Annotated in this window: 15 protein-coding genes and 1 tRNA gene; 11 read left to right on the forward strand and 5 right to left on the reverse strand. The window is 69.9% G+C overall.

Annotation, left to right across the window (positions count from 1 at the left end):
- Window positions 1-31 precede the first annotated feature (31 nt).
- From VNT59_RS14510 to VNT59_RS14520, 3 genes are all read left to right on the forward strand, one after another.
- Window positions 32-1,153 (forward strand): efflux RND transporter periplasmic adaptor subunit, encoded by a 1,122-nt coding sequence (locus tag VNT59_RS14510; protein ID WP_325499269.1) that lies wholly within the window; start codon window positions 32-34, stop codon window positions 1,151-1,153.
- A gap of 12 nt (window positions 1,154-1,165) precedes the next feature.
- Window positions 1,166-4,375, forward strand: coding sequence for an efflux RND transporter permease subunit (locus VNT59_RS14515; RefSeq protein WP_325499271.1), 3,210 nt, complete (start codon window positions 1,166-1,168; stop codon window positions 4,373-4,375).
- Between the two features lie 122 nt (window positions 4,376-4,497).
- Window positions 4,498-6,795: an NADP-dependent malic enzyme gene (locus VNT59_RS14520; protein ID WP_325499273.1), complete on the forward strand. Its 2,298-nt coding sequence runs from the start codon at window positions 4,498-4,500 to the stop codon at window positions 6,793-6,795.
- A gap of 183 nt (window positions 6,796-6,978) precedes the next feature.
- Here VNT59_RS14520 and VNT59_RS14525 read toward each other — a convergent pair whose 3' ends face one another.
- Entirely contained in the window at window positions 6,979-7,245 is a 267-nt protein-coding gene (locus VNT59_RS14525; RefSeq protein ID WP_325499275.1) for a GlsB/YeaQ/YmgE family stress response membrane protein, read from the reverse strand.
- 362 nt (window positions 7,246-7,607) lie between these two features.
- Between VNT59_RS14525 and VNT59_RS14530 the strand changes: the two genes are divergently transcribed.
- The 7 genes from VNT59_RS14530 (at window position 7,608) to VNT59_RS14560 (ending at window position 13,220) form a co-directional block, all read left to right on the forward strand.
- Window positions 7,608-8,090, forward strand: coding sequence for a hypothetical protein (locus VNT59_RS14530; protein ID WP_325499277.1), 483 nt, complete (start codon window positions 7,608-7,610; stop codon window positions 8,088-8,090).
- Window positions 8,091-8,307: 217 nt separating this feature from the next.
- Complete coding sequence (locus VNT59_RS14535; RefSeq protein WP_325499279.1) at window positions 8,308-9,552, forward strand: DUF4382 domain-containing protein; 1,245 nt, start codon at window positions 8,308-8,310, stop codon at window positions 9,550-9,552.
- A 148-nt stretch (window positions 9,553-9,700) separates the two neighbouring features.
- Window positions 9,701-10,354: a hypothetical protein gene (locus VNT59_RS14540; RefSeq protein WP_325499281.1), complete on the forward strand. Its 654-nt coding sequence runs from the start codon at window positions 9,701-9,703 to the stop codon at window positions 10,352-10,354.
- On the forward strand, window positions 10,351-10,566 hold the full coding sequence (locus VNT59_RS14545) for a hypothetical protein (RefSeq protein ID WP_325499283.1): 216 nt from the start codon (window positions 10,351-10,353) through the stop codon (window positions 10,564-10,566). Before VNT59_RS14540 ends, VNT59_RS14545 begins: the two co-directional genes overlap by 4 nt.
- A gap of 400 nt (window positions 10,567-10,966) precedes the next feature.
- Window positions 10,967-11,578: a hemerythrin domain-containing protein gene (locus tag VNT59_RS14550; RefSeq protein ID WP_325499285.1), complete on the forward strand. Its 612-nt coding sequence runs from the start codon at window positions 10,967-10,969 to the stop codon at window positions 11,576-11,578.
- 250 nt (window positions 11,579-11,828) lie between these two features.
- A complete protein-coding gene (locus VNT59_RS14555) occupies window positions 11,829-13,085 on the forward strand; it encodes a glycosyltransferase (RefSeq protein ID WP_325499287.1) in 1,257 nt (418 codons plus the stop codon).
- 45 nt (window positions 13,086-13,130) lie between these two features.
- Window positions 13,131-13,220: transfer RNA gene (locus VNT59_RS14560), tRNA-Ser, on the forward strand.
- A gap of 35 nt (window positions 13,221-13,255) precedes the next feature.
- Here the strand turns inward: VNT59_RS14560 and VNT59_RS14565 are convergent.
- Window positions 13,256-13,450: a hypothetical protein gene (locus VNT59_RS14565; RefSeq protein WP_325499289.1), complete on the reverse strand. Its 195-nt coding sequence runs from the start codon at window positions 13,448-13,450 to the stop codon at window positions 13,256-13,258.
- 672 nt (window positions 13,451-14,122) lie between these two features.
- On the opposite strand from VNT59_RS14565, the gene VNT59_RS14570 reads away from it, so the two are divergent.
- Window positions 14,123-15,172 (forward strand): ethylbenzene dehydrogenase-related protein, encoded by a 1,050-nt coding sequence (locus tag VNT59_RS14570; protein WP_325499291.1) that lies wholly within the window; start codon window positions 14,123-14,125, stop codon window positions 15,170-15,172.
- Between the two features lie 51 nt (window positions 15,173-15,223).
- On the opposite strand, the gene VNT59_RS14575 is transcribed toward VNT59_RS14570, so the two are convergent.
- The 3 genes from VNT59_RS14575 to hemW all read right to left on the reverse strand — a co-directional run.
- On the reverse strand, window positions 15,224-15,445 hold the full coding sequence (locus tag VNT59_RS14575; RefSeq protein ID WP_325499293.1) for a hypothetical protein: 222 nt from the start codon (window positions 15,443-15,445) through the stop codon (window positions 15,224-15,226).
- A gap of 164 nt (window positions 15,446-15,609) precedes the next feature.
- Complete coding sequence (locus tag VNT59_RS14580) at window positions 15,610-20,421, reverse strand: NAD-glutamate dehydrogenase (RefSeq protein WP_325499295.1); 4,812 nt, start codon at window positions 20,419-20,421, stop codon at window positions 15,610-15,612.
- A gap of 170 nt (window positions 20,422-20,591) precedes the next feature.
- A partial coding sequence (gene hemW / locus VNT59_RS14585) for a radical SAM family heme chaperone HemW (RefSeq protein WP_325499297.1) occupies window positions 20,592-21,499 on the reverse strand: 908 nt, incomplete at its 5' end.

The raw sequence follows: 21,499 nt of genomic DNA on the forward strand, positions 1-21,499 counted from the left end.
CCAGAACAACAATCCGCGGAGAAGGACACCCATGCGCTTGCTGTTGCCCCTCTTGGGGCTTTCCCTGTTGCTCGCGGGCTGCGGCCGCGGCGCGGACAGCCGCGCGGCGCCGGCCGCCGCCGCGCCGCTGCTGATCGCCGCCGAGGACGTGTTCACGCTGCACGCCGCGCCGCTCTCGTCCGGGCCGCTGATCACCGGTTCGATCCAGCCCGATCGCAGGGCCGACCTGCGGGCCGAGGTGTCCTCGGTGGTGCTGGCGGTGCTCAAGGAAAGCGGCCAGCCGGTGCGCCGCGGCGAGTTGCTGGTGCGCCTGGACGACACCGCGATCCGCGACAGCCTGATGTCCGCCGAGGAGGCGCAGCGCGCCGCGGCCCAGGCGTTCGAGCAGGCGGGACGCCAGTTCCAGCGGCTGCAGACGCTGCGCGCCTCGGGCATGGCCTCCGCGCAACAACTGGAGGACGCGGAGATCCGGCGCAACAGCACCCAGAGCGACCTGTCGGCCGCCAGGACCCGCGTCGTGCAGGCCCGCCAGCAGCTGCAGCGCACCGAAGCGCGGGCACCCTTCGACGGCATCGTCAGCGACCGCAAGGTCTCCGCCGGCGATACCGCCCAGGTCGGCAAGGAATTGCTGAAGGTGATCGACCCGCGCAGCCTGCGCTTCGAAGGGCTGGTGACGGCCGATGCCGTGCAGTCGATCGGCGCCGGCCAGCGCGTGAGCTTTCGCGTCAACGGCTACGGCAGCCAGGAATTCGCCGGCAAGATCAGGCTGGTGAGCCCGGCCGCCAATGCGGCGACCCGCCAGGTGGAAGTGCTGGTCGACATCGTCGGCGACACGCCGCCGCGGCTGGCCGGGCTCTATGCCGAAGGGCGGATCGAGGCCGCCAGCGCCCCGGCCCTCCTGATCCCGGCGTCGGCCGTGGTACGCGAGGGCGACCAGGCGTCGGCCTGGCGCGTCACCGGCGGCACCCTGCGCAAGGTGACGCTGGCGCTCGGCGAGCGCGACCCGAGGCGCGGCGACTGGGTGGTGCGCGGCGGCCTGGCCGACGGCGACCGGCTGCTGCGCCATCCGGTGGGCACCCTGCGCGACGGGCAGGCGGTCGCCGAAGCGGCGGCGCCGGCCGCCGGCGCCAGCCAGCCGGCCGGGAAGCCCTGACAGGACCGGCCCATGTTCCTGTCCGACTTCAGCATCAAGCGGCCGGTGGCCACGGTGGTGATCATCCTCGGCCTGATGGGCCTGGGGCTGCTCGCCCTGAGCAAGCTGCGCGTCAACGAAATCCCCGACGTCGAGCAGCCGGTGCTGGCGGTGGAGATTCCCTATCCCGGCGCCTCGCCCGAGACGGTGGAGCGCGAGATCATCAACCGCATCGAGAAGCCGCTGCAAAGCATCTCCGGCGTGTACGAGCTGCGCTCCACGGCCAAGGACAGCAGCGCGTCGATCGTGATCATCTTCAACTTCCGCAAGAACCTGGTCGAGGCGGCCGACGAAGTGCGCGGGGCGATCGCCACCGTGCGCTACAAGCTGCCGGTGGAAATGCGCGAGCCGGTGATCCGGCGCCGCGATCCCGGCGCCTACCCGATCATGGATCTGGCGCTGTCGTCCGGCACCCTCGGCCACGCCGAGATTTCCCGGCTGGCGGAAGACGTGCTGGCCGACAAGTTCCGCGCCATCGACGGGGTGTCGCTGGTCAGCGTCACCGGCGCCCTGCAGCGCGAACTGAGCGTGCTGCTGCGCGCCGAGCGGCTGCGCGAATACAACGTGTCGGTCGCCGACGTCGTGGCCGCGCTGCGCACCCAGAACACCACGGCGCCGGTGGGCCGGGTGGTCGGTCCGCTGAACGACCAGAACATCCGCCTGGTCGGGCGGATCGAGGCGCCCGCGGATTTCGGCCAGGTGGTCGTCAAGCGCAACGGCAGCGAGATCGTGCGGCTGGCGCAGCTGGCGAGCACGGTGGACGGTTTCGCGGAGCTGCAAAGCTTCAGCGTGCGCAACGCCCACCCCAACGTGACGCTGTCGGTGACGCGCGCCCGCGATGCCAGCACGGTGGGCGTCGCCAACCGGGTGCGCGACGTCGTCGCCGAGATCAACAAGACGCTGCCGGCGGGCACGCGGCTGGACATTACCCGCGATGGCGGCGAGGACGCGAAAGCCAACCTCGACAACGTGATCCATGCGCTCACGCTCGGCGCCGGCCTCACGATCCTGGTGGTCTACCTGTTCCTCAATTCCTGGCGCTCGACCCTGATCACGGCGCTGAGCCTGCCGACGTCGGCGATCGCCGCCTTCATCGCCGTGTGGCTGTGCGGCTTCACGCTCAACCTGATGACGCTGCTGGGGCTGTCGCTGGCGATCGGCGTGCTGATCGACGACGCGATCGTGGTGCGCGAGAACATCGTGCGGCACATGGAGGCCGGCGCCGACCGGATCACGGCCGCCAGCAAGGGCACGGCCGAGATCGGCCTGGCGGTCGCCGCCACCACCTTCTCGATCGTCGCGATCTTCATTCCGGTGGCCTTCATGCCGGAGGTCTCCGGCGAGTGGTTCCGCCCGTTCGCGCTGACGGTGGCCTGCTCGGTGCTGGTGAGCCTGTACATCTCGTTCACGCTCGACCCGATGCTGTCGGCCTACTGGGGCGACCCGGCCAGCCAGCACGGGCGGCAGCGCACCCGCCTCGGCCGCACGCTGGAGCGCTTCAACGCCTGGTTCGACCACCAGGCCGACCGCTACGGCGTCGTGATCGCGTGGGCCCTGAAGCACCGGCGCTGGATGGCGCTGGCGGCGGCGGCGAGCTTCGCCGGCGCCATCGGGCTGCATGCGGCCTTCGGCGGCTCCAGCTTCCTGCCGCGGATGGACGCCGGCATGATCGCGGTCGAGGTGCGCACCCCCTCCTCGGCCAGCCTGGCGTACACCCGCCTGAAGATGGAGCAGGCGGCGCAGCTGGCGCGCACGCTGCCCGAGACCGTGGCCACCAACAGCCTGGTCAACGCCGGCGGCGGCCGCGTCTACGTCGACCTGGGCAAGAGCACCAAGCGCCAGCGCTCGGCCGCCGACATCGCCATCGACCTGCGCCAGCTGATGCAGCGGCTGGTCGGTGCCGAATACGTCGTGCTGGACGATCTCAACAACGGCGCGCGCAAGCCGGTGCAGATCCAGTTCTACGGCACCGATGCCCGGACCCTGCTGGGCATCACCAACGCCTACATGGAGCGGCTGCGCAAGGTGCCGGGGGCGGTCGACGTCGGCCTGTCGGAGCAGGCGCCCAAGGACGAACTGAAGATCGAGCTGAACCGGGGCCTGGCGAGCACGCTCGGCATCTCGGTCAACGACGTCGCGCAAGCCGTGCGGGTGGCGTTCGCGGGGGTGGAGGTCGGCGACTGGGTCGATCCCACCGGCGAGTCGCGCGACGTGGCCGTGCGGCTGCATCCGGACGATCGCGTGGCGGCCGAGAACATCGAGCGGCTGCCCGTGGCCGTGGGCACCGGCAACACGCTGGTGCCGCTCAGCCAGGTCGCCACCATCAGCATGGGGGAGGGCCCGGCGCAGATCCAGCACCTGGGCGGCAAGCGGATGATCGCCGTCTCGGCCAACGCGCAGGGCCGCGCGACCGGCGAAGTCACCGCCGATGCCCTCGCGCTCGCCAAGCAGATGCAGTTTCCGGCCGGCTACGGCGTGGAACTGGGGGGCGCCGGCAAGGACCAGAAGGAAGTGTTCGGGGCCATGACCACCGCGCTGGTGATGGGCGTGGCGCTGATGTACCTGATCCTGGTGGTGCAGTTCGGCTCGTTCACGGCGCCGCTGGCCGTGATGCTGTCGCTGCCGCTCAGCCTGATCGGCGTCGTGCTGGCGTTGCTGGTGACGCGCTCGACGCTCAACCTCATGAGCTTCATCGGCGTGATCATGCTGATGGGCCTGGTCGCCAAGAATGCCATCCTGCTGCTCGATGCCGCGCGCCGGCGCGAGGCGCAGGGACTGGATCGCGAGCAGGCCCTGATGGACGCCGGCCGGGCGCGCCTGCGGCCGATCCTGATGACGACCTTCGCGCTGATCGCCGGCATGGTGCCGGTGGCCGTCGGCCTGGGCGAAGGCGGCGAGTTCTACCGCCCGCTGGCGATCGCGATCATCGGCGGAACCATCACCGCGACCATGCTCACGTTGCTGGTGGTGCCGGCGTTCTACGACAGCATCGAGATCGCCCGCGACCGCATGTTCGCGAAGTTCCGGCGCCGCCAGACCGCGGGCCATCCACTGGTGGCGTTCGTGCAGACCGCCATCGAAGCCGTGCTGGCACTGACCCTGCTGCGCGGCCTCTACCGCGTCGCCGCCGGCATCGGCCGGCGGCCGTCGCCGGCCCCGAGCCAGCCCATGCGGGGCCTCTGACCCAGCACAAAGACAAGGTAAAAAGTTGCGACTTTCCCAGGGACACGTGTTCTCACGCAGGCTCCCGTGCCGCATCATGAGTTAGCGTTTCATCCTGCTGAGCAACAAGGAGTGTGCCAACCATGGCTGCAGAACTGTCCCAGGCCGAGCAGGCCTTGCGCGAAGCCGCGCGCGAATACCACCGGCTGCCCACGCGGGGGAAGATTTCGGTCACCCCGACCAAGCCGCTGTCGAACCAGCGCGACCTGTCGCTGGCCTATTCGCCCGGCGTGGCCTATCCGTGCCTGGACATCCAGGCCGACCCGTCGCTGGCGGCGCAGTTCACGTCGCGCGGCAACCTGGTGGGCGTGGTGACCAACGGCACCGCGGTGCTGGGCCTGGGCAACATCGGCCCGCTGGCCGGCAAGCCGGTGATGGAAGGCAAGGGCTGCCTGTTCAAGAAGTTCGCCGGCGTCGACGTGTTCGACATCGAGCTGGCCGAGACCGATCCGGACAAGCTGGTCGAGATCATCGCGGCGCTGGAGCCGACGCTCGGCGGCATCAACCTGGAGGACATCAAGGCGCCCGAGTGCTTCTACATCGAGAGCAAGCTGCGCGAGCGCATGAACATCCCGGTGTTCCATGACGACCAGCACGGCACCGCCATCATCTCGTCGGCCGCGCTGCTGAACGGGCTGGAACTGGTCGGCAAGAAGATCGACGAGGTGAAGATCGCCGTCTCCGGCGCCGGCGCCGCCTCGATCGCCTGCCTCGACGTGATGGTGGGCCTGGGCGTGAAGCGGCACAACGTCTTCGTCTGCGACTCCAAGGGCATGTTGTACGAAGGCCGCCCGGGCGGCTACGACAAGTCCAAGGCCAAGTACGCGCAGAACACCGACGGCCGCACCCTGGCCGACGCGGTGAAGGACGCGGACGTGTTCCTCGGCTGCTCCGCGCCCGGCGTGCTGACCGCGGAGATGGTCAAGACCATGGCGCCCAAGCCGATCATCCTGGCGCTGGCCAACCCCGAGCCCGAGATCCGGCCCGAACTCGCGAAGTCCGTGCGCCCCGACTGCATCATCGCCACCGGCCGCTCCGACTACCCGAACCAGGTCAACAACGTCCTGTGCTTCCCGTACATCTTCCGCGGCGCGCTCGATTGCGGCGCGACCAAGATCACCGAGGCGATGAAGCTCGCCTGCGTGCGCGAGATCGCCGATCTGGCCAAGGCGGACATCAGCGAGGAAGTGGCCAACGCCTACGCCGGCAAGGAGCTCGCGTTCGGCCCCGATTACCTCATTCCCACGCCGTTCGACTCGCGCCTGATCCTGCGCATCGCGCCGGCCGTCGCCAAGGCGGCCGCGGAATCGGGCGTCGCCGAGCGCCCGATCACCGACTTCGAGGCCTACCGCCAGACGCTCACCCGCTTCGTCTACCAGACCGGCATGATCATGCGGCCGGTGTTCGAAGCGGCCAAGGCGGCGCCGGCCAAGCGCCGCGTCGCGTTCGCCGAGGGCGAGGACGAGCGCGTGCTGCGGGCGGCGCAGCTGGCGCTGGAGGACGGCGTCGCCACGCCGATCCTGATCGGCCGGCCGGCCGTCATCGAGGCGCGCATCGCCAAGGCCGGCCTGCGGCTCAAGCTCGGGCAGGACGTCGAGTGCGTCAACCCCGAGAGCGACACCCGCTTCCGCCAGTACTGGGAGAGCTACCACGGCCTGATGGGCCGGCAGGGGGTCACGCCCGAGGCCGCCAAGGCTGCCGTGCGCCGCTCCAACACGCTGATCGGCGCACTGTCGGTGCACCTGGGCCACGCCGACGCGATGCTGTGCGGCCTGGTCGGTCGCTTCGACCAGCACCTGGACCACATCCGCAACGTGATCGGCACGGCCAAGGGCGCGCCCGGCCTGGCGACGCTGAACGCGCTGATGCTGCAGGAGCGCACCCTGTTCATCGCCGACACCTACGTCAACGAGGACCCCAGCGCCGAGCTGCTGGCCAGCATTGCGGTGATGGCCGCCGACGAGGTGCGCCGCTTCGGGCTGCCGCCGAAGGTCGCGTTCCTCTCGCACAGCAATTTCGGCTCGTCGGCCCGCGCCTCGGCCCGCAAGATGCGGCTGGCACGCGATCTGTTCTCGCGCATGGCGCCCGACGTCGAATGCGACGGCGAGATGCAGGGCGATTCGGCCCTGTCCGAAGCGGTGCGGCGCGGCGCGCTGGCCGACAGCTCGCTCAGCGGCGAGGCCAACCTGCTGATCTGCCCGACGCTGGACTCGGCCAACATCCTCTTCAATGTGCTGAAGATGACCGGCGGCCACGGCATCACCGTCGGGCCGATCCTGCTGGGCGCCGCCCGCTCGGTCCACGTGCTGACGCCGTCCTCGACGGTGCGCCGCGTGGTCAACATGATGGCGCTGGCGGCGGCGGGCGCGGCGTACGCCTGACCCAGCCACGCAAAGCCGAAGGCGGGCCCGCGGGCCCGCCTTCGGCTTTTGGCGGCGGCAAACGAAAGAAGGCACCCGGCGCTGCCGGATGCCTGAAATCTGGTTTCACGGGGCCTGCCGGCCGGGCCGCCTGGTGCGGCGGCCCTGTGCAGCGGCGAGGAGTGGCGCCGTGTGTGTCGCCGCTCAGCGGACGCGACCGCGGCGGAACAGGTTGACGATGGCCAGCAGGATGATGGCGCCGATCAGCGAGACGATGAACGAGCCGATGCTGAAGCCGTCGTTGATGGTGCCCGTGCCGACCATGGGCGAGATCAGCCAGCCGCCGATGAAGGCGCCGACGATACCCACCACCACGTTCAGCAGGATGCCCTGCTGGCCGTCCGTCCTCATCACGAGACTGGCAAGCCAACCGACGATACCGCCTACGATCAACCAAAGAATGAAATTCATCTGAGACTCCTTTGCCGCGAACGGCGTGTTGTTGATAGCGGGCCGGTCCCTCTTGGTGGTTCCGACCACCCGCCGTCAGAACCAACGGCCGGTGGACGCAATATGGTCGTGCGCCCTGCTCCGCGGCGTAGTCGCCCGTAAAGGCTCATCGTGCGCGGTCATCGCGTCGCCGCGTCGGACGCGCCCTACCGCACCGCAGAGCTTCTCCCGGAGTGCGCGCCGGGGCTGGCGCGCACCTGCAAGTGGCGTCCTACGGTGCCATCGGCCCGCCGCCGCCGCGCGGCATATGCCCTCTCCGGCACGGTTGCGCATCCGAGCTTCCTAGACTTCAGTCATTCAAGATGAAATCAAGGAGAGCACCCATGAAGGCAATCGACAACGTCCGCTCGCGCAAGAGCATCCTGTCGTTCGGCGTCGCGGCGCTGCTCGCAGTGACGGCTGCGACCGCCCAGGTCACGTCGGGCGCGCCCGGCACCACCGGCATCGATGCGTCCGGCAGCTATCAGCAGGAAGTGCAGGCCTGCCTGTCCGGCAAGACGCAGCAGGACCAGGCCACCTGCCTGCGCGAAGCGCGCAATGCCCAGGCCGACAAGCAACGCGGCCGCCTCGACAACGGCGGCCAAGCCGGCCTTGACGCCAACAAGGTGGCACGCTGCGACCCGCTGGCCGGCGAGGAAAAGGCCGCCTGCCAGGCCCGCATGATGGGCTACGGCAGCACCACCGGCAGCGTCGCCGGCGGCGGTGTGCTGCGCGAAGTCGAAACCGTGACGCTGCCGGCCGGCCAGAGCTCGGTGACGATCGAGCCCAAGACCTCGGATCCGGTGGTGCTGGTGCCGGCCAAGTAACCGGCGTGCGTTCCCCCTCCCACCGGCGGGCCTGCGGGCCCGCTTTCTTTTTGGCGTTTTGTGTCGGTTCCAGTCCACGCCCAACTGTTACCCGCCGGCCGAAAGCGTAACTATTCCGCAGAACGGCCGAGCTTTCACGTGTTTTTCGTCACGTTCACACACACATGTCGCGGCAATGTGGCGAGGATAGGACCTCCCTAACCACGAAGACGATGAGATGAGCCTGAACACAATGGAAAGCAGCCGCGCCCGGGCGGCAACCCGCTGGCTGGCCGTGCTTGGCGCGAGCGCCGCGCTGGCCGCTTGCGGCGGCGGGGGCGGCGGCGACGTGGCCCAGCCGGCCGGCCAGGGCAGCCTGCGGGTGGCGATCACCGACGCGCCGAGTTGCTATGAACATGTGTACGTCACGGTGGAAAAGGTGCGGGTGCACCAGAGCGCGGCGGCCGGCGAAGCCGATGGCGGCTGGCAGGAACTGGCGCTCTCGCCCGCCAAGCGCATCGACCTGGTCTCGCTGACCAACGGCGTGCTGGAAGAGCTCGGCTCGATGCAGTTGCCGGCGGGCCGCTATTCGCAGGTGCGCCTGGTGCTGGCCGAGAACGCTGCCTCGGGCAGCGGCGCACTGGCCAATGCCGTGCAACCGATCGGCGGCGTCGAGACGGCGTTGAGCACGCCGAGCGCGCAGCAGAGCGGGCTGAAACTGCAAGCCAATGTCGACGTCCCCGAAGGCGCCGCCGCGGACCTGGTGCTCGACTTCGACGCCTGCAAGTCGGTCGTCAAGGCCGGCAACTCGGGCCGCTACAACCTCAAGCCGGTGGTCTCGGTGGTGCCGCGCGTGATGGCGGGCCTGATGGGCTACGTGACGACGACGCTGTCGCTGAGCAGCACGACGGTGGCCGCGCAACAGAACGGCACCACCGTGCGCTCCACGGTCCCGGATGCCAGCGGCAAGTTCAGCATCCCATTCCTGCCGGCCGGCACCTATACGCTGGTCATCACGTCCGACGGCCGCGCCACCACCGTCCTGACGGGCGTCCCCGCCGGCACCACGACCACCGTCGTCAACGGCACCGCGACCGCGTTCGCCCCGCCGGCCTCGTCGATGGCCGAGGTCACCGGGACCGTGACGGCCAGCTCGGTCTCCGGCAGCACCACCGTCTCGACGGCGGTGACGGATGCCGACATCCGCGCGTTGCAGGCGCTCACTGGCGGGCCGACCATCGAAGTCGCCCACAAGCCGGTGGACGCGACACTGGGCACCTACAGCCTGCGACTGCCCGTCGCGGCGCCGGTGAAGGGGGCGTACGCGACCGGAACGGCGACCTTGACGCTCACGCCCGACACGGCGGTGGCGGGCAAGTACACGATCCAGGCGCAGGCCCCCGGCCGGACGGTGCAGGAGAAGCCGGTGACGGTGACGTCAGGCACGGCGACCACGTCGCTGAACTTCAACTACGGGCCGTAAGGGGCTTTTTCAGCAGCCGCGCGAGCGGCTTGAAGGCCGGGCGTCGCCGCCCGGCCTTTTTTTTGTTGCGCTGTCGGGTGTTGCAACACGGTGTAGATGCGCCGCCGTCCTACAAACTTGCAGCCGTCGGCGGGTACGCTGTACGACCGTGATCCAAAGACGTCCCCGTGCCGGGCCGACCGGACTTGTCTTCGCCACCGTTCTGCTCGCTTCGCTGATCGGCTTCGGCGTGTTCTCCGACCGCGCCAACGAGTCCGCCACTGCCGCGGCCATGGCGACGCTCGACCGCGACCTCGCCCGCGAGGGCTGGTCGGCGGAGGTGCGCCAGATCGCGGCGTGGGCCATCGGGTCGGGTGACCACGCCGGATTGCCCTTCATCGTGGTCGACCAGGCGCGCGGGCGGCTGTTCGCCTTCAGCGGCAAGGGCCGCCTGGTCGGCAGCACGCCGATCCTGCAGGGCGACGGTTCCACCGACGACGGCGCGCCACCGGGCCGCTTCGTCGCCGACACCAAGCACGCCGGCAGCGATGCCGCCATCGTCTGGGCGAACGAACACGACACGCTGTTGCTGCAAGCCGCGCCGCCGCCGGCGGCCTGGAAGCAGCAACCGGTGGCGACGCGCTATCACCGCCATGCCGGAGGCTCGCTGCACGTCGCCGGCGAGTTCTATCGCCAGCACCTGCGGGCGTTCCGGCACCGGGCCAGCGTGGCCTATGTGCTGCCCGGGGCGCTGGGCATGCAGCGCAGCACGCGCGTGTACACGCTGGCGCCGGACCTTCATCGCCCAGGGAGATCAGCATGAACAGCAGGAAGACCGACGCGCAGCCGAAGGCGGAGCACGGCGCGCGCAGCGAGGTGAGCCGGGACGACGGTCAGGGCCGCCAGCCGTATGCGAACCAGGACGACGTGGACGCCGCCGAGGCGGGCGGCACGCACGAATTCAGCGAGGGCGACCGCGGCGCGATGTCCGGGCGCAATCTCGAGCAGCTCGAGCAGGTCAAGAAGATGCCGTGACGCGGCCCGCTCCGGAGCCGCCGGCCCCGGAGCGTGCGGCGCATGTTGTCAGATCATGCCGAACAGGCGCAGCAGGATCACGACCACCAGGGGGACGCCGAGAAGCCAGAGGATGATGGGCATTGTTTGCTCCGTGAGTGAGTTGTCGATGCCTTCACGATAGGTGCAGTCCCGACCCGCCGCTGCGCGACGGGAACCCCAATGACGGTCAGCACGTGGCGCGCGAGCGGTCAGCCGGCCCGCTGCGCGCGCGTCGGGCGCCTGCCTACACCCGCACCGGGCGGACGCGCGGCTGCGGCACCCTGCGCTGCGGATCGCATGCAATGACGAGCCTGCGTCCGACAGACGCACGCAGCGGGAGCCGGTTCAATAGCGGCTGACGAATTCCCGCGAGGTGCCAATGAACGAACTGATCAGCCGGATGACACCAAGCGTGACGAACATGATCCGCATGGATCACACGCACGTCCTCACCACGTTCCATCAGTACCACGTCGACACGGCGCCGCGGGTCAAGAAGGGACTGGCCGACACGGTGTGCGTCGCGCTGGAGATCCATTCGCAGCTGGAAGAGGAGATCTTCTACCCCGCGATGCGCGCGATCGCCGACAGCGACTTCATGCAAAAGAGCGTTCCCGAACACGACCAGGTGCGCCGTCTCATCACCCAGTTGCGCAGCCTGCGGCCCGAGGAAGCGGCCTTCGACGAGGCCTTCTTCCAGCTGATGAACGCCGTCATGCACCATGTCGCCGACGAGGAAACGCTCCTGCTGCCGACCGCCGAGCGCGTGTTGGCGGACCGGCTGGGCGAGCTCGGCGCGGAAATGGCCAAGCGGCGCTTGCAGCTGACCGCGGCACGCGGCGGCGAGCTGGCCGGCAGCGTGGCGCGGTCGATGACCGCGGGCGGCATGGTCCTCGGCGCCGGGGCGCTGCTGGCCGCCGGCTATCTGTTCTCCCATCCCCGCGGGGCGGGGCGCCACACGCCGCGTCCGGACACCGTCGAATCCCACTGAGCACTGCCTTGGGCGCCGCCGCAGTCATCGAGCCCGTTCCGACCACGCGGCGGCACCGCGCACTCCAGGCCCGGCCGACGGCCGGCGCGCTGCACCCCGGCGATGCCGGTGCGCAGGACGCGGCGCGGACCCACCAGTTTCCCGAAGAGCGGCTGCCCGCGCCCCGCGGGCAGCCACACGATCGCCGCGCGCGCGCCCTGGGCGCAGCCCGCGCGACGGTCGGTTCACCATCATCCAACAAGGAAGCACCATGCAAACCCTGGTCGTCTTTTCGCACCTGCGCTGGAATTTTGTCTACCAGCGCCCGCAGCACCTGCTGTCGCGGCTGGCGCAGCGATGGCGCGTCATCTTCATCGAGGAGCCCGTCCTCAAGGCGGGCCACAACGGCCTCGAGCGATTCGAACCGGCGGCCAACGTGCAGGTGTGGCGCCCGCACGTGACGGGCGACGCACCGGGCTTTCACGACGACCATCTGCCGGCGCTGCAGCGCATGGTCTCCGACGCGATGACCGAAGACGCCGTGACCGACTACTGGGTGTGGTTCTACACGCCGATGGCGCTGCCGCTGGCGACCGACCTCTCCCCGCGCGGCGTGGTGTACGACTGCATGGACGAGCTGACGCTGTTCAGGCATGCGCCGCGGCAGCTGGTGCAGCGCGAGAACGCGCTGTTCAAGATGGCCGACCTGGTGTTCACGGGCGGTCCCAGCCTGTACGCCGCCAAGCGCCATCGCCACCCCTCGGTCCATTGCTTTCCGAGCAGCGTCGATGCGAAGCATTTCTCGCAGGCCAGGGGCGAGCATCCGCTGCTGGCGGACATCGCACGGCCGCGCCTGGGGTATTGCGGCGTCATCGACGAGCGCCTGAACATGGACCTGATCGACGGCATGGCGCAGCGCCATCCCGAGTGGCAGATCGTGATGGTGGGCCCGGTCGTGAAGATCGACGCGGCTTCGCTGCCGCAGCGGCCGAACATCCATTGGCTGGGCCAGCAAAGCTACGAGGATCTGCCGGCCCTGATCTCGGGCTGGGACGTCTGCCTGCTGCCGTTCGCGCTGAACGACGCGACGCGCTTCATCAGCCCGACCAAGACGCTGGAATACATGGCCTGCGGCCGGCCGTCCGTCAGCACGTCGATCAAGGACGTGGTGGAGCCGTACGGCCATCTGGTGTCGATCGCGGACACCCCCGAGGACTACACCGCCGCCTGCGAAGCCGTGCTGGCCCGCACGGGCGAGGAGCAGGCGGCGCACGCGGCGGCCCTGAGCAAGATCGTGGCCCGCACGTCGTGGGACGCAACGGCCCAGGCGATGGGCGAACTGATCGCCGCGGCCGACCAGTCGCGCGTGTCGACCGGCAAGGTGCTCGCGCCGCACAGCGCCGCCAATGCGCCGACCAATGTCGAATCGGCGCCGCTGCACCTGGCCGAGGTCGCGCCCGGCGCCGCCTCGAGCGTGCTGCCCGCCGCCGCGACGGCCACCGCGGCGAAGCGCGCGTCGGCGGCCTGACCGTCGGGGCCGGGCGCATTCGCCGCGAGTAAACTCACCGCTCCCGGAGAGTTGGCAGAGCGGTTGAATGCACCGGTCTTGAAAACCGGCGACGTCGCAAGACGTCCGTGAGTTCGAATCTCACACTCTCCGCCAGCCGGTGCCGCGCGCGGACGCCGGCCGCGCCGATCTCACGCGTTCGGCTGGGCCTCACCCGCGCCGCGAGCGGTCGCGGCCGCGGTGCGCGCCAGGGGGAGCTGCCGTCTGAGCTTGGCGATGTCGCGCCGCGCCCTGGTGCGGGCAGGGTCGTCCCGCCGCACGACCGCGACGAAGAGCCGCTGCTCTGCGGCCCGGATCAGCAATTCCAGCGAAGCGGCATCAGTCACCGGAGCCTCGCGCGCGGCGCGGCTTGGGCGCGGGAATGCCGGGCGAGGCCGGGATGCGGCTCTTGCGCGCCGCCTCCAGAAACGGCTGGAGGCTGGCCGACCCTTCCCCGCTGCGGGTGCCGGCCGGAAACCGGCTGTCGATGTTGTCGGCTTCAGGCCCTCGCGGCCACACTGACCATGAACGCACTCTCATCCTTTCCCCTCAACGTCACAGGGCAGCCGCGCCGCAGCGCGGTCCTCATGGGCAAGTTTCTTGAAGCGGCGTTGTCGCGCTCTGCGCATTGGCCGCGCGGCGCACGTTGATGTAGGTCAATAGTGACGCGACTGCCGCTGTCGGACCAGTCCCACGCGGAAACAGGCTGTATCCCTACAGTCGCCCCTGCGCACAAGCTCTTCGGCGTGAAAGCCGGGAACACACCTTTCCGGTGCGTTGCGCTTCATTACATGCCGATCACAGTTGTTTCGCCGTGCGCGACGCCGCGGCAGCGGCATGGCCCGACAGCCCGGACGCCCGCGGTCGGCGGTCAGTGCCCGGTCAGACTGAAAAGCCGGGCTGACCTATCTCAACAACTCCATGAAGGAAAAAGCGCTCAATGAGGTCGGCCCGGATGCATCGTCCATCCACAAGGCGGCGTCCGCGTCCGGATCTTCGACATGACCGATGAGGAATCTATGAGTCTCAAACTGCACGGCACGATTTCCGCCGTCGCGCTCGCCACGCTGACGCTGGCGGGTTGCCAGGGCGTCACGCAGCAAGCCGTGGCGCCGAACACGCTGGTCGCCGCCAAGGCCGCGGCCGCGCCCGACCTGAACGCCTTCGCCGCCGACCCGGTATGGGCCGGCGCGCGGGCGCTGACGGTGGAACTGAACGACGGCGCGAACCTGGGCGGCACCGGCAAGACGACGGCCAACATCAAGGCGGTGTACACGGCCGACAGCCTCTACATGCTCGTGCAGTACAAGGACCCGACCAATTCGGTCCGCCGCATCCCGTACCAGAAGCAGGCCGACGGCTCGTGGAAGCAGATCACCGATCCCAACGACAAGGGCGGCGACAACAACCTGACCTACGAAGACAAGTGGGCCATGATCTGGCCGATCAACAACTCGATCAAGGGCTTCGAGGAGCAGGGCTGCGCGGTGGTGTGCCACACCGGCCAGGGCAAGCCGTACGGCAACAAGTACACCAACGCCCCCGGCGAGATCGGCGACATGTGGCACATGAAGAGCATGCGCACGATCCCGATGGGGCACATCGACGACCAGTACGTCGACGACAGCCGCTACGACGCGAAGACCAACCCCAACGCCGGGCGCAAGAGCGATCCCGGAACGGCCGGCGGCGAGTACACCGCCGTGAAGCTGGTCAACGGCAAGCCCGAGTTCATGAACCGCGACGGCAAGCCGGCGAATGCCGGCGGCACGTACTACATCAAGCGCGCCGACGCGGTGCCGTTCGTCGACAACTTCAAGCCGGGTGACGAAGTGGCGGCCCACATCAGCAACCCGCTGCAGGGCGACCGCGCCGACATCAAGGCCGTCAACAAGTGGGAAAACGGCGTGGTCACGACGGTGCTGACCCGCAAGCTGGTGACCGGCAGCAAGTTCGACGTGCAGTTCAACCCGGCCAACCGCTACCCGTTCGGCTTTGCCGTGTTCGACAACGCCGCCGTGCGCCACGCCACGCCGGACGACGCCCTGTTCATGGTCTTCGCCAAGTAGCCGGGCCCCCGCAAACCAAGGCCCCGGGGCTCGCGCCGCCGGGGCCTTGTTTCATGATTCCTGAGCCGGCCGGCCCGCGCGGCGCCGGCGCCGCTCGACGCCCGGCGGCTGGACCTCGGCGGCCGGCTCGCACTCGCAGCGGCTGCGCTCGATCTCGCGCCAGGTGGCCAGGGCACTCGCCGCCCCTTCGCCGGAACCGCGTTCCGCCTGCTTGCCGGCCCGGCCTTCGCGCTGCGGGCGTTCGGTGCTGGCTGCTTTGGGGATCTCCTTCATCTGGCACCTCATCGGCTGGCGCCGACTCTTTCACCACTGCAATGGTGGCGCGCACTCAGCAGCAGGCGCGTAGGCGCCAAGCCGAAAGTCCTGTAGGAAGCTGCCGCACGGCCGAGCTCGCGGGAGTGGCGCCGGGCCCTTCCGGCCGCCCGGCACCATCGCTTTCAGGCGAGCTGCCGCAATTCCCGCAGCGCCACCGACAGCATGGCCAAGTCGGCCGGCGTGTCGGCCAGCTCGGCCAGCAGGCGCTTGGCCCTGCCGATCGTGCCGGCACCGCGCTTCTCCCAGGCCGCCAGGCGCTCGCCTGCATCGCCACCGCTGGCGCTGACGACATCGAGCGCGATCGCCCGTTGCAGGCCGGCCAGGTCGTCGGCCAGCGCCACCTTGGCCAGCTGCTGCCAGTGGCTGTCGGCGGGAAGCGAGGCGATCTGCGCCCGCAGGGTCTCCAGCCCGAGCCGCTCGCCGGTGGCGAAATGCACCGCGCTGGTCAGATCCAGGGGCGCCGTCGCGCCTTCGGCGATCTCCGCGATGTCGAGTGCGCCGAACAGCCGGTCCGCCGCGGCCACCTGGCGCGCCAGTTCGGCCGGCACGCCGGCCGCCACCCAGGCCGCCACCTGCGGCGCCTGCGCCAGCTCGGGCGCGATCTGCCGGCGCAGGGCGCTGACCGCCGGCGCCAGCCGCTCGGCGGCGCTGCCGGCCGGTTCGTCCAGATGGCGCGAACGCAGGAACCAGGCCGTGGCGCGCCGCAGCAGGCCGCGCCAGGTGACGATCATCTCGCGCTGCACGCTGTCGGCCACCTGGTTGTCCAGGGCCTCGATCTGCTGCCACAGCTCGACGCTGCCGAACACCTCGCGCGCCAGCAGGTAGGCCTTCACCACCTGCGGCGGCGTGACGCCGGTCAGCTCGCACAGCTGGTGCACGAAGGTCGGACCGACCCGGTTGACCATGCTGTTGACCACATGCGTCGCCACGATCTCGCGCCGCAGCGGGTGGCGCGGGATCGCTTCATGGAAGCGCTCGCGCAAGGCGGCAGGGAAGTAGCGGAACAGCGCGCTGGCGATCCAGGCATCCTCGGGCAGGTCGGAGTCGACCATCTCGTCGGAGAGCCACATCTTGCTGTAGGCCAGCAGCACGGCCTGCTCGGGCGCGGTGAGCCCGAGCCCCCTGGCCCGGCGTTGCGCGATCTCCTCTTCGCCCGGCAGGAATTCGATCGCCGGATGCAGCCGGCCGCATTTCTCGAGGAAGCGCATGAAGCGCACCTGCTCGTCGAGCAACTGCGGCGCCAGCGCGCGGCAGATCGACAGGGCCTGGGTCTGGAAGTAGTTGTCGCGCAGCACCAGCGCCGCCACCTCCTCCGTCATCGTGGGCAGCAGCTCGTCGCGCTGCGCCAGCGTCAGCGTGCCGGCGGCGATCGGCAGTCCCAGCAGGATCTTGATGTTGACCTCGTGGTCGGAGGTGTCGACGCCCGCGGAGTTGTCGATGGCATCCGTGTACAGCCGCACGCCGGCCAGCGCCGCCTCGATCCGGCCGCGCTGCGTGAAGCCGAGGTTGCCGCCCTCGCCCACCACCTTGCAGCGCAGCTGGCGGCCGTCGATCCGCAAGCTGTCGTTGGCCCGGTCGCCCGCCTCGGCATGGGTCTCGCCGCCGGCCTTCACGTAGGTGCCGATCCCGCCGTTGTACAGCAGGTCCACCGGCGCGCGCAGGATCGCCGAGATCAATTCGTTGGGCGGCAGACGGTCGGCCTCGATGCCGAGCACGCTGCGCGCCTGCGGCGACAGGGGAATCGACTTCTCCGAGCGGGCCCACACGCCGCCGCCCTCCGAGATGAGGCTGGTGTCGTAGTCGGCCCACGAGGAGCGCGGTAGCGCGAACAGGCGTTGCCGCTCGGCCATCGACCGTGCCGTGTCCGGCTGCGGGTCGATGAAGACGTGCCGGTGGTCGAAGGCCGCGACCAGCCTGATGTGCGGCGACAGCAGCATGCCGTTGCCGAACACGTCGCCCGACATGTCGCCGATGCCGGCCACCGTGAAGTCGGTGCGCTGGATGTCGACGCCCAGCTCGCGGAAGTGGCGCTTGACGCTCTCCCACGCCCCGCGCGCGGTGATGCCCATCTCCTTGTGGTCGTAGCCGGCGCTGCCGCCCGAAGCGAACGCGTCGCCGAGCCAGAAGCCGTACTCGGCGCTGATCTTGTTGGCGTAGTCGGAGAAGGTGGCCGTGCCCTTGTCGGCGGCGACCACGAGGTAGGGGTCGTCGCCGTCGACGCGCACGACCTGCGGCGGCGGCACCGCCTTGCCTTCGGCCAGGTTGTCGGTGATGTCCAGCAGGCCGCGCAGGTAATCCTGGTAGCAGGCCACGCCCTCGCGCATGAAGGCTTCCCGATCGGACGGCGGCGGCGCCTTCTTCAGCACGAACCCGCCCTTGGAACCCACCGGCACGATCACCGTGTTCTTGACCATCTGCGCCTTGACCAGTCCCAGCACCTCGGTGCGGAAGTCGTCCGGCCGGTCGGACCAGCGCAGGCCGCCGCGCGCGACCTTGCCGCCGCGCAGGTGGATGCCTTCGAAGCGCGGCGAATAGACCCAGATCTCGTACAGCGGCCGCGGCTGCGGCAGCTCGGGCACCTTCGCCGAATCGAGCTTGACGCTGACGAAGCCGCGCCGCGGCCCCGGGTCGCCCGAGCCGCCGACGCCGGTGCGCCAGAAGTTGGTCCGCAGGGTCGCCTGGACCAGCGCCTGCAGCTGGCGCAGCACCCGGTCCTCGGAGAGGTTGCTCACCTTCTCCAGCGCCTGCTCGATGGCATGCACCTGCGCCGTGGCGGCGTCCTCGTCGTGGCGCGCCGGATCGAAGCGCAGCTTGAACAGGCTCACCAGCATGCGCGCGATGCGCGGATGCGCGGCCAGCGTCGCGGCGATGGTCGCCTGCGACTGCGCGAAGCCGATCTGCTTGAGGTACTTGGCATAGGTGCGCAGCACCACCACGTCTTCCGCCGACAGCGCCGCCAGCAGCACCAGCCGGTTGAAGTCGTCGCTCTCGACCTCGCCGCGCAGCACGCGGGCGAAGGCATCCTCGAACAGCGCGGCCAGCGTGCCGATCTCGTATTCCCCCGTGAGCGGGGCGTGCAGCTCGAAGTCGTGCAGCGCGATCGCGGCATCGTCGCCGCGCTGCGCGTCGACCAGATAGCTCGCCTCGGAGATCACGCGCACGCCCATGTGCTCGAGCATCGGCAGGCTGTCGGACAGCACCAGCGGCGCGCCGCGCCGGTACACCTTGAGCCCGAGCGCCCCGGCGTCGCCGCCGCCCACCGGATAGAGGCTCAGCGCCAGCGGCGCACCGGCCGAAAGCGCGGCCAGCTTGCGCACGTCGGGCACCGCTTCGGCCGCGGGCACGCGATCGCGGTACTCGGGCGGAAAGGCGGCGGCCCAGCGCTTGAAGAGCGTGAGGCCGTCCGCCTCGCCGCGGGCCTCGACCAGCCGCTCGCGCAGCTCGTCGTCCCAGCGCCGCGCGGCCGCGGCCAGCTGGCGTTCGATCTCGCGCGTCTCGACGGCCGGCACGTCGCCGGGCGTGGTGCGGACCCGGAAATTGATGCGCGCGAGCTGGGTCTCCCCGAGCAGCACGTCGAAGTCGATCACGCTGCCGTTGAAGGCGCCGAGCAGGATGCGCTGGAACTTGATCCGCAGGTCGGTCGAGAACGCCTCGCGCGGCACGTAGACCAGGCAGGAGACGAAGCGCTCGAACGGGTCGCGCCAGACGAACAGCCGCAACCGCTGGCGCTCGCCGAGCGACAGGATGCCGATCGCCGTGTCGTACAGGTCCTCGTCCGGGATCTGGAACAGGTCGTCGCGGGGGAAGGTCTCCAGGATGTGGCGCAGCGCCTTCGAGAGGTGGCCGCCCGGCGGCAGGCCGGCCCGCCTGGCGATCGCGTCCACCTTGCCGCGCAGCAGGGGAATCTCGTTGACCCGCGCGCTGTAGGCGGTGGACGTGAACAGGCCGATGAACCGGTGCTCGCCGACCACCTCGCCCTTGGCGTTGTAGCGCTTGATGCCGACGTAGTCGGCATAGCCGGCGCGGTGCACCGTGGAGCGGACGTTGGATTTGGTCACCATCAGCGGCGGCGTGGCGGCGAAGGCCACCTGCCGCGCCGCGGCGGGCAGCGGCGTGAACACCGGCGCGCGCTGCTCCTCGGCGGTCTCCCGCAGCACGCCCAGCCCGCTGCCGGGCACCAGCCGCAAGCCGCCCTCGGCCCCCTCGAGCGCGAGGTCGTGCTGGCGATAGCCGAGGAAGGTGAAATGGTCGTCGGCGAGCCACTGCAGGAAGCCCTGGCTTTCGGCGAGCAGGGGCGCGGCGACGCTGGCCGGCGCATGCTCGAGGCCGCCGATGGCTTCGTGGATGCGCGCCAGCATCGACTTCCAGTCCTCGACGGAGGATCGCACGTCGCCCAGCACCCGGCGCAGCCGCGCCGCCAGCGCGTCGCGCTGCGCGGTGTCGACCAGCCGGTCGATCTCGACGTACATCCAGGACTCGCGCGGCGCGTCCGGATCGGCGTCGCGCGGCGAGATCTTCAGCAGCCGCCCCTTCGCGTCGCGCCGAACCGCGTAGATCGGGTGCACGATCAGATGCAGCGTGTGGCCTTCGCGGTTGATCTCCAGCGTGGTCGAGTCGACCAGGAACGGCATGTCGTCGTTGACGACGTGGATCACGGAATGGGGCGAGCTCCAGCCGTCTTCGCCCGGCGTCGCGCTGAAGATGCGCACGGTGGGCTGGCCCGGCTGGCGGGTCTCGCCCAGCTGCAGGTGCGACAGCAGCGCGCCCAGCAGGTCTTCGGGCGTGCGCTCGGCCAGATCCTGCGGGTCCAGCCGTTGGAAATATTCGGGGGCGATCTGCTGGATCACCTGGTACCGGGCCGGCTCGAGCCGCGCGGCGGCCAGGGCGAGCACGGCGGCGAGCCGGTTGTGGACAGCTTGCGTGAATGCATTCATGTTCTTGATCCCTCGTAGGGAAGCTTCAAAGGACGTCGCGTCCGGTGGCGGCGGGTTGCCGCCACGGTCGACACACTGAATCTAGGCGCGCCGCTGCTGAACCGCAAATGCCTGTTGCGCCGGCCCTTATGCGAAGAATGCATCCGCGGGCCGGCATTCATTGCGTCAGGTCAAGGACGGGCGGCCGCGGGCAGGAAAAGGGCCTGCAGGTCGCTGAGAAAATCGAAGCCGCGGGTGGTCGGGCGCACCCGGGCCAGGTCGCGCTCGACCAGGCCCTTGCGCTCGGCCTCCTGCAGCGCCGGGCCGATGGCCGTCAGCGGCAAGCCGGTGCGTTCGGTGAACTGCGCCAGGGCGAACCCGTCCCGCAGCCGCAGGGCGTTGAGCATGAATTCGAACGGCAGCTCGGCCCGGGGCACGTCGTCGTCCTGGGCCAGCGCCTGGCCGGCCAGCGCGCCGTCCATGTACAGGCGCGGCTCGCGCAGCCGCACCTGGCGCACCACCCGGTGCGGGAACGTGATCTTGCTGTGGGCGCCGGCGCCGATGCCGAGGTAGTCGCCGTACTGCCAGTAGTTCAGGTTGTGCCAGCAGCGGTGGCCCGGCTTGGCATAGGCCGAAACCTCGTAGCGGTCCAGGCCGGCGGCCGTCGTCATTTCCGTGATCCGGTCCAGCATCGCGTACGCCGTGTCGTCGTCCGGGATCCGCGGCGGAAACTTCGCGAAGTAGGTATTGGCCTCGATCGTGAGGTGATAGACCGACAGGTGCGGCGGCATCAGGGCCAGCGCCTGCGCCAGGTCGGCCTCGAGCTGCGCCATGTCCTGGCCCGGCAGCGCGTACATCAGGTCGAGGTTGAAGGTGTCGAACGCGGCGGCGGCCTCTTCGACGGCGGCGATCGCCTGGGCCCGGTCGTGGATGCGCCCGAGCGCCTTGAGGTGCCGGTCGTCGAAGCTTTGCACGCCCACCGACAGGCGCGTGACGCCGGCATCGCGGAACGCGCGGAAGCGGTCCCGCTCGAACGTGCCGGGGTTGGCTTCGAGCGTGATCTCGCAGTCGGCCGCCAGTTTGAGCCGTGCCCGGATGT

It is taken from the genome of Ramlibacter sp. (assembly GCF_035554825.1).
Lineage (GTDB): Bacteria > Pseudomonadota > Gammaproteobacteria > Burkholderiales > Burkholderiaceae_C > Ramlibacter.